9 protein-coding genes are annotated in these 7,795 nt (G+C 63.3%); 4 read left to right on the top strand and 5 right to left on the bottom strand.

Annotation, left to right across the window (positions count from 1 at the left end; genetic code table 11):
* Positions 1 to 147: 147 nt before the first annotated feature.
* The gene (locus tag ACGYLQ_RS04050) at positions 148 to 1,641 is read right to left on the bottom strand and encodes a hypothetical protein (protein WP_394440599.1); all 1,494 of its coding nucleotides are present in this window, start codon (positions 1,639 to 1,641) and stop codon (positions 148 to 150) included.
* Positions 1,642 to 1,791: 150 nt separating this feature from the next.
* On the opposite strand from ACGYLQ_RS04050, the gene ACGYLQ_RS04045 reads away from it, so the two are divergent.
* Positions 1,792 to 2,538: a WecB/TagA/CpsF family glycosyltransferase gene (locus ACGYLQ_RS04045; RefSeq protein WP_394440598.1), complete on the top strand. Its 747-nt coding sequence runs from the start codon at positions 1,792 to 1,794 to the stop codon at positions 2,536 to 2,538.
* Positions 2,539 to 2,541: 3 nt separating this feature from the next.
* Here ACGYLQ_RS04045 and ACGYLQ_RS04040 read toward each other — a convergent pair whose 3' ends face one another.
* From ACGYLQ_RS04040 to ACGYLQ_RS04025, 4 genes are read right to left on the bottom strand one after another with little or no spacing between them, the layout of a single operon-like run.
* A complete protein-coding gene (locus ACGYLQ_RS04040; protein WP_394440597.1) occupies positions 2,542 to 3,474 on the bottom strand; it encodes a glycosyltransferase in 933 nt (310 codons plus the stop codon).
* Positions 3,471 to 4,562 (bottom strand): glycosyltransferase family 2 protein, encoded by a 1,092-nt coding sequence (locus ACGYLQ_RS04035; RefSeq protein WP_394440595.1) that lies wholly within the window; start codon positions 4,560 to 4,562, stop codon positions 3,471 to 3,473. Before ACGYLQ_RS04035 ends, ACGYLQ_RS04040 begins: the two co-directional genes overlap by 4 nt.
* 44 nt (positions 4,563 to 4,606) lie before the next feature.
* Entirely contained in the window at positions 4,607 to 5,632 is a 1,026-nt protein-coding gene (locus ACGYLQ_RS04030) for a diguanylate cyclase domain-containing protein (protein WP_394440593.1), read from the bottom strand.
* Entirely contained in the window at positions 5,629 to 6,213 is a 585-nt protein-coding gene (locus ACGYLQ_RS04025; RefSeq protein ID WP_394440591.1) for a heme NO-binding domain-containing protein, read from the bottom strand. The genes ACGYLQ_RS04030 and ACGYLQ_RS04025 overlap by 4 nt, the downstream gene beginning before the upstream one ends.
* Before the next feature lie 192 nt (positions 6,214 to 6,405).
* Here ACGYLQ_RS04025 and ACGYLQ_RS04020 point away from each other — a divergent pair, with 192 nt between their 5' ends.
* The 3 genes from ACGYLQ_RS04020 to ACGYLQ_RS04010 all read left to right on the top strand — a co-directional run bounded on the left by ACGYLQ_RS04020 (position 6,406) and on the right by ACGYLQ_RS04010 (position 7,788).
* Positions 6,406 to 6,552, top strand: coding sequence for a hypothetical protein (locus ACGYLQ_RS04020; protein WP_156505607.1), 147 nt, complete (start codon positions 6,406 to 6,408; stop codon positions 6,550 to 6,552).
* Between the two features lie 67 nt (positions 6,553 to 6,619).
* A complete protein-coding gene (locus ACGYLQ_RS04015; protein ID WP_394440590.1) occupies positions 6,620 to 7,267 on the top strand; it encodes a DUF998 domain-containing protein in 648 nt (215 codons plus the stop codon).
* Complete coding sequence (locus ACGYLQ_RS04010; RefSeq protein ID WP_067261620.1) at positions 7,267 to 7,788, top strand: DUF421 domain-containing protein; 522 nt, start codon at positions 7,267 to 7,269, stop codon at positions 7,786 to 7,788. The genes ACGYLQ_RS04015 and ACGYLQ_RS04010 overlap by 1 nt, the downstream gene beginning before the upstream one ends.
* Positions 7,789 to 7,795 lie beyond the last annotated feature (7 nt).

The raw sequence follows: 7,795 nt of genomic DNA, 5'->3' as shown, positions 1-7,795 counted from the left end.
GCTTGGCCAGAGTGCGGCACCCTTGAGGTTTTGTTTAAGCTTCGGGTGCAGCATACAACAGGCAAATCTGGCAAAAATGAGCCGAGAGCGTGCCCTAGGGTCACTTTCGGGATAAATCACTTCACAGCAGCGTGAGTATATCGCGGTTTAGAAAACCGTCCGCTTTGCGTTCAACGCGGGAGCGTCCATCCTGTTCCGCCCCTTGCGCGCCGCCACCAATCCTTCGGCATGGCCAAGGATCGCCCCAGCCGTGAGCCAAGTAAGCGGGGTCAGCGTGGCATTGAGCAACATGTCCATCATGGTAATCCCAAGGATCAAAAGCAGCGGTGCGAGCCATGGGGATAGGCCCGCATCGCCCCTCCGGTAGAGGTGCAGCCCCACGAGGATGATCGGCAGCGCCAGAAGGCCCATCTCGCATAGGTAGCCCAGCCAGCCGAAAGTGCCGAAAACGATAATCCAGCGGCCATCGGGGATCGACAGGATGTTGCCGTTCGTCGCATCGCGGATCAGGTTGCGCCCCCATCCGCCCCAGCCGAACCACGGTTTCTCGGCGGCGCGCGCCAGCAGTTGCTCTTCGTTCATAAAGCGGTAGCCAAGCGATTGCGCCCGGTCCGCGCTGATCGCCTCGGCCTGTGCAAGGATCGCATCAAGCGGCACCAGACCGGCATTGCGCAGCATCGGATAGATCACCGCCACGATGGCAAAGACCACCGCCAGCCGGATCTGCCACCGCGCCGGGGTCAGCAGCACCATCGGCACCAAAAGCAGCGCATAGGCCAGCGAGGCAAGGCTTTTGCACAGCAGCAGAACCACGGCGAGATAGCCCGCCAGCAAGAGCATCTTCCAGCGGTCGATCACCGGGGTCTGCCGCGCCAGCGCCACCGCCGACAGCAGCGCGATACACATAAACAGCGCCAGCCACAGCGCATGGGGCAGGAACACGATGGGGCGAAAGCCCCCATTGCGCATCATCTGTTCAAAGGAGTGCTGGAAGAACCCGTAGATCCATGTGTTGAGCTGCGGTGAAAAACGGATCTCAAACAGCGAAGGCACAGAGTAGATCACCCCGCCTACCATGAAGGCCAAAAGCAATTCCCGCAGCCCCTTTTCATCCGCAAGGAACTGCCGCGCCAGCAGGAAGGGCACCAGCATCAGCACCTGCCCGATCAGCACCGAGCCGATGTCACGGATCGAAAGCCCCGGCAGCGTGTCGACGGGGAAAAGGATCGGCTCAAAGCCGCGGATCGACTGGAACAGGATCGGATCGCCATTGGTCAGCACCGTGGGCACCGCCGAGAAGATCAGCCCCAGCACCAAAAGCCCGGCCAGACGCGAGGCGGGCCAGATGTGCAGTTTCTCTTGCGTGCCCAGCCAGATGATCAGTAAGACGCTCAGGTTCGGGATCGACACTTTGTCGAGCCCCGGCACCAGCGGCAGGTTGAACTCCGCCAGCGGGGGCAGGAACAGATAGCCGCCGAGGATCGACCAGATCAGCGCCCGTTGGAGCGGCAGGTTGCGAAACAGGGCCAGACAGACGAAGGGCCAGATCAGCAACATCAGATAGGCGACGGGATTTGGCATGACGTCCTTCGCGAAAGCCGCGTCGGGGCGCGGCAGGATGGGGCCGGGCGAAAATACCATCTGGCCCCAGCCATGTCATCCCGCTAGTTTTGCGGCAGGTTCACTTTGGCGCGGGCGTGTTTGATAGATGGCACATGAAATCAATGGGATAGAGTGCGAAGCTTATGCTTCTTTGCCTGCCAGCGTCGGTGCGACAGCGGAAGGCGCGGCATGAAGTATGGCACGGGCACTGCCGCCGTAGAGGTCAATGTGGCGACGCGGGCCGCATTGTTTCAGGCCCTGCGCGCCCGCTTTGCCACGGATCAGGGATTCGCCCTTGCCACGCTCAACCTCGACCATCTGACTAAATTGCCCCGCGATGCGGGCTTCGCCGCCGCCTATCGCGCGCAGGATTTCATCGTGGCCGATGGCCGCCCCGTGGTCTGGCTCTCGCAACTCGCCAACCAGCCGGTCGAACTGATGCCCGGCTCCGATCTGATCCTGCCGCTCTGCGAATTGGCCGCCGCGCAATCGCTGCCTGTCGCCTTTTTCGGCAGCGATGAAGACGCGCTGCAAGGGGCCGCAGCGGCCCTGCGGACCCGCCTGCCGGGGTTGGAGATTTGCCATATCGCCGCCCCGCCCATGGGCTTTGACCCCGAAAGTGCCGAGGCGGATACCGCCCTGCGGCAGATCGCCCAAAGCGGCGCCCGCCTTTGTTTTCTCGCCCTTGGCGCGCCTAAGCAAGAGATCCTTGCCGCTCGCGGGCGCGACATCGCGCCGGGGGTGGGCTTTGCCTCGATCGGGGCGGGGTTGGACTTCCTCGCCGGGCGGCAGCGCCGCGCGCCGAAATGGATGCGGATGCTGGCTTTGGAGTGGCTCTGGCGGGCTATGCAAAGCCCGGCGCGGATGGTGCCGCGCTATGCCCGTTGTTTCGCGATCCTGCCGCGATTGACGTTTGCGGCATGGCGGGCGCGCTAGCCCTCAGCGGTATTCGATGATCCGCCCGTCGCGGCGCATATGGTATTTGAGCACGCCCATAGCTTCGGGAAATTTGCCCAGCAGGGTAAAGAAGCCCCAAGCCGCCCCGCCCCGCCGCATCAACCGAAACAGTTGCAGCGGATAGAGCAGAGCCAGCCCAAGCCCGGCCCAAGGGAGCACCAGCGCCAAGAGCAGGATCACGGCGGGCAGAAGCGCCCCCCAAAGCAGCGCGCGGCGCGTTTCGGCCACCCAATGCCGATCCGGCCCGCGGCCATGCAGCGCGGCCCCTTCGGCAAAGGCATGGCCCGCCCGCAGGCTGCGCCGCCACCACTGACCGACCTGAGTGATCTGCGCGTCGTGCCATGTCATCTCGGCGTCGAGCCGCCATATCTGCCAGCCCGCGTGGCGCAGCCTTTGGCAAAGCTCCGGCTCTTCCCCGGCGATCATCTCGGCCCGGTAGCCGCCCACGGCGCGCAGCGCGTCCAACCGCATCAGCGCGTCACCGCCACAGGCGCGCGCCTCGCCCACGGGCGTATCCCACTCGCGGTCGATCAACCTGTTGTAGACAGAGGCTTCGGGTTTTTCCTCACGCCGTCTGCCGCAGACCACGGCGACCTGCGGGTGAGCGCTCAGATGGGCCTCCGCCACCGCCAGCCAACCGTCTCGCAGGATGCAATCCCCGTCGAGGAACTGCACCAGCGTGATCCCCTCACCCAATGCCGCCATGCCCGCATTGCGCGCCCGCGCGGCGGTGAAGGGCTGCTGCATGTCCAGCTCGACCACCTCGGCCCCCAGCCCCCGCGCCATGGCGACGGAGCCATCGGTCGAGCCGCTGTCGACATAGACGATCTGCGCCACCTGCCCCACCAGTCCTTGCAAGGACCGCTCCAACCGCGCGCCCTCATTCCGGCCGATGACGACGGCACCGATGCTCATGCGGCATGCTCATCACGCCAAGCGGCGACATGGGCGCTATAGGCCTCCGACGGGACCAGAAAGCCCGCACGATAGAGAAGTTCGACCCGGTTCCAGCGCCGCGCATCCAGCGAGAAGAGCGAGACGTCGGGGTTCTGCCCGATCACCGCCATGCGCCGCGCGTCCTCGCCATGAGACAGGTTGCCCGCGCCCAACGTCTCGGCATCCCGCGCGGCGGCGTTATTGGCGAATTTATAGTGTTTGATCACCGCCGTCATATCCGCCACCCGCACCCCCGAAGAGAGATGCGGATGCGGCGCGGGCGTGACCTCTGGCCCGTTGAAGATCAGCGGATGTTTCGTCAGGCAGCAATCCTCGCCAAAGACCTTGCCACGCACGCCGCCGAAGGCGAATTTCACTGCCTCGTTGGAAAGTTCGTTGTCGGCCAGCAGGGCGGAAAACGGAATCTCTGGGCTGTGGTAATCGATTCTGCGCACCGCGCTGATGTCGTAATAGAGGAAGGATTGCAGCGCCTGTTTGTAGGGCATCCCCGCCGCCGCCGCGAGGCTGGTTTTGGGAAACATCTCAAGCATTTGCGCGGCCAAGGCGGTATAGCCTTGTCGGTCGAGATAGGTGGTCAGCCCCTTGATCCCGATCTGGTCGCGCCCTTCGAAATCGAAAATCTCGTCCATATCGACATAGAGACACCAGCGGTCCTTGCCATAGGTCTGCGCGGGGTATTGGCGGATCAGGTCTTCGTATTCGGCCAATGGCAGGGTGCAGCGGTCGATCACCGTGCCCTTTTGGGCCTTGATCCGGGCGATGGTGTCATCGCGTGAGCCGTTGTCGATAAAGACGAAATGCTGCACCCCCATCGCGCGGTAATGGCGAAAGAAAGCGTCGAGGTAATAGCTGCCGTCGCGCACCAAGGCGATCAGCACCACCTCACCCGGGGCTGTGTCGAGTTTGCTCGGCCCATGCAGATGCTGCAAGGAGGCGGCAAAACGCGCGCGGCGGCGGGCATTGTGCAGGCGTTGGCGCAGGCGGCGGAACAGATGCAGGGGCGATTTCATGCCCTTGTGATACGCCAGCCGATCTGCGCGGTCCACTGCCCCCGTGCCCTTCCGACCCGCCCCGGACTGCCCCCGAGCACTTAGCCGCTGCCCTTTTCGGCAGGCGCGGCGACCATCCCGCCCCCCGCGCGCAGGGTGGGGTAAAAGAAGGTATGCCGCGCCCGGCCTGCGTGTTTCGAGGCATAGAGCGCGGCATCGGCATTGGCCAAGACCACGTCGCGCGATCGCCGGTCCCCCCGCTGAATCCAGACCGTGCCGATGCTGGCGGAGACTTTGCAGACCTCGCCCTTGAAATGAATGGGCTCTTCGAGCCGGTCGATGATCCGCTGGCCGATCCCGCGCAGGATGCCCTCGCTGCGCACATCGGGCAGAACCACGGTGAACTCATCCCCGCCCAAACGCACCACCATGTCAGAGCTGCGCGTCTCTTGCTGCATGATGTGGGCGACGACTTGCAGCACATGATCGCCCGCCGCATGGCCCAAACGGTCATTCACCGCTTTGAAGTAGTCGAGATCGACATGCATCACGGCAAACCCCTCACCGGCGGTGATCAACCGCTCCAGCACCGCGTTCAATGCGCGCCGGTTTTTCAGCCCCGTCAGCGTATCGGTAAAGGCCTGTTCCTCCGCCGCGATCCGCGCCTCTTGCAGGCGCAGATTCAAACGGCGCGAAGCTTCCATCGCGGCGGATTTCGCCTCCATCAGGTACAACATCTCGATCGCCAAATCTGTGGCGGCGAAATCCGCATTGGTCAGCGCATAGTCCTGCACCCCGTCGAAAATCGAAATCCCGAAAGAGAGGTTCACGATCAAACGCCGATCCCCCAGCGGCACCAGCAGGCCCTTCAACTCGGTCCGCGGCGCATCACGAAAGGCGAGGTGCAGCTTGACCCCGGCGGCCCGGCGCAGGTCCTCCATCCCCGCTATGCCACGGGGCCGTTTGACGGTGACCGTATCCAGAAACCGCCGCCCCGCCAGCGGCGCCTGCGAGCGCAACTTCTGGATCGTGGGCCCAGCGTGGCGGATTCTGCCGCTGGCTGAGAGCAGCAGATGCATCGGGCAGAGCTTGTCCAGAACCGCCGGATCGTGGCCTGCGCCACTCATGCCCGCGCCCCAAGTTCAAACCGGCGCCCTTCGGAGAATTCGGCCTCGACCAGAATGATCTTCAATGCCTCGACGCCTTCGGATCGCCCGCAATGCTCCAACAGCACCAGCGCGCCATAATCGTCGGCCATGGCCCGCAGAACCCCCATCATCAGATAGCCGTAGCCCACGATCGGCGCCTCACAGATCAGGGAATACTGGCCATCGGGGTCTTCGCGCAGTTCGACCGGGGGCAGATGCAGTTCCGACAGGGCAAGGCGGGTCCGGTCCGGCAGATCGTCGAGCGATTGCAGGAAATCGCTGAAGCTGACCCCGCCGAACCGCAGCAAGCGCCGCACGGCTTCATAGCCCGGCTGCGCCACGAGGAAGGTGCCGACATCCTCCATCACCTCGGCCCGGGGCCGGTCCAACACGGCACAGACCGCTTCGAGCACCGCCGGGGTGACGTGATCAGGATAGGTCAGCATCGCCTCGAATTCGGTGAAATCCAGCCCGGCCCGCGCGGCCACATCGGCCCAGAGCCTCTGCCCGTAATTGGCACAAAAGTAGTTTTGATTGCTGCGGTTGATAAGCCCGTGCATGATTGCCTCATTCCCATTTTCCCAACCCCAGATTGCGGGGGCAGTGGTTAAGATTGACCTGATGAATACAGTTGTCGGGAAATTGCCTTGGGCGCGCGCCCTGCTGCAGGCGGAACCGCCGCCATATGCCGCGCGTTTGACAAAGGAAGATGAGGCGATGCCCCGCCTCTCCCCAGCCTGAGGAGACTTTCCATGAGCGATGATCCCAAACACCCCAAGGACGAGAACAAGACACCGCCCAAGAAACCTCAAGAAGACCTGCACCGCCCTGAGGCCACATTGGACGAAGCCCCCGCCGGCAGTCCCAACGCCGAAGAACGCTCACGACTTTCGGATTGATAACTTTGGGTCCGACCACGGGGTCGGACCTTTGACCGACCAAGGCGGCCAAGAAGGGTTACGCAACATGAACAATGACGTCACAGCACCCCGGCAGCACAGCGCGCCGGGGTTTATGGTCTGTCTGGGCTGGGTGGCCATCCTTGGCTGTGTGATCTTCGCCGTATCGATCCTGATCGCGGATTTCGTCGTGCCGGATCACGATTGGATCGCCGACACGATCAGCGATCTGGGCGCGGGACGGTATGAGTTCATCGTCGACATCGGCATCTATGCCTTCTCCGCCGCGCTCATCGCCTGCGCCCTGCTTTGCGCCCATGTGCATTTCGGCGACCGCTGGTGGAGCATCGCCACCATCGGGCTCGCCCTGCTGGGTCTCATCGTCTTTCTAGTGGGCGCGCGCAACGAGTACGGAGACCGCGATTCCGACGGTGTGGTGATCCATATCTATCTGGTCTACGCGCTCGGCCTCATCATGCTCGCCGTGCCTTGGCTGCTGTCGAGAGGCTTCGCCGATATATCAAGCTTCCTTGCCAGATCGCTCAAGGTGATCTCGCTCCTCTGGTTGGTCTCGGCCCCGCCGTTCTTTTTTCTGCCCACCGGGATTGATGGCGTCTATGAGCGCTATCTGGGCCTGATTGCCATGGCGATGGTGGTGCTTCTAGGGCGGTTCTTTATCCAACGGGGCCGGGCATTGAATGGGAGGCATGGCTGATGTTCTTTGATCACCTCCCGCTGGATATCCTCGCCCGGGCGCTGCTGCTTTCGGCCATTGCCCTGACTTGGGTGATCATCGTGGTCCGGGTCATCGGGCTGCGCACCTTTTCAAAGATGACCGCTTTTGACTTTGTCGCCACGGTCGCCACCGGCTCGCTGCTTGCGGGCGCCTGTCAGGCCACCACTTGGCCGGAGTTCGCCCAGCCGACCTTGGCCATCTCCGCCCTGCTCGGCGCGCAATTCGTCATCGCGAAGATACGGCAGGCTTCCGACAGCTTCGAGCAGGCCGTGCAGAACGAACCCGTGATCCTGATGCGGGAGGGTGAGATTTTCGATGCCGCCCTCAGCGAGACCCGCGTCGCGCGCGCCGATCTGATCGCCAAGTTGCGAGAGGCCAATGCCCTGCGCTTCTCTGATGTGCGCGCCGTGGTGTTGGAAACCACGGGCGATATTTCGGTCCTGCATGGCGATACCCTTGAAGAGGGGCTGCTCGAAGGCGCGCGCATGGTCGAAAAATAAAGCGTCC

Source organism: Sulfitobacter sp. 1A12779, assembly GCF_043557315.1.
Lineage (GTDB): Bacteria > Pseudomonadota > Alphaproteobacteria > Rhodobacterales > Rhodobacteraceae > Sulfitobacter > Sulfitobacter faviae.
The sequence above is the reverse complement of the archived record's forward strand: the minus strand, read 5'-3'. Positions and strand labels throughout refer to the sequence as shown.

Coding starts and splice junctions, on each gene's coding strand:
- ACGYLQ_RS04050 (WP_394440599.1), bottom strand. CDS start 1,641: ATGGTATTTTCGCCCGGCCCCATCCTGCCGCGCCCCGACGCGGCTTTC.
- ACGYLQ_RS04025 (WP_394440591.1), bottom strand. CDS start 6,213: ATGCACGGGCTTATCAACCGCAGCAATCAAAACTACTTTTGTGCCAAT.
- ACGYLQ_RS04015 (WP_394440590.1), top strand. CDS start 6,620: ATGAACAATGACGTCACAGCACCCCGGCAGCACAGCGCGCCGGGGTTT.
- ACGYLQ_RS04010 (WP_067261620.1), top strand. CDS start 7,267: ATGTTCTTTGATCACCTCCCGCTGGATATCCTCGCCCGGGCGCTGCTG.
- ACGYLQ_RS04045 (WP_394440598.1), top strand. CDS start 1,792: ATGAAGTATGGCACGGGCACTGCCGCCGTAGAGGTCAATGTGGCGACG.
- ACGYLQ_RS04020 (WP_156505607.1), top strand. CDS start 6,406: ATGAGCGATGATCCCAAACACCCCAAGGACGAGAACAAGACACCGCCC.
- ACGYLQ_RS04040 (WP_394440597.1), bottom strand. CDS start 3,474: ATGAGCATCGGTGCCGTCGTCATCGGCCGGAATGAGGGCGCGCGGTTG.
- ACGYLQ_RS04030 (WP_394440593.1), bottom strand. CDS start 5,632: ATGAGTGGCGCAGGCCACGATCCGGCGGTTCTGGACAAGCTCTGCCCG.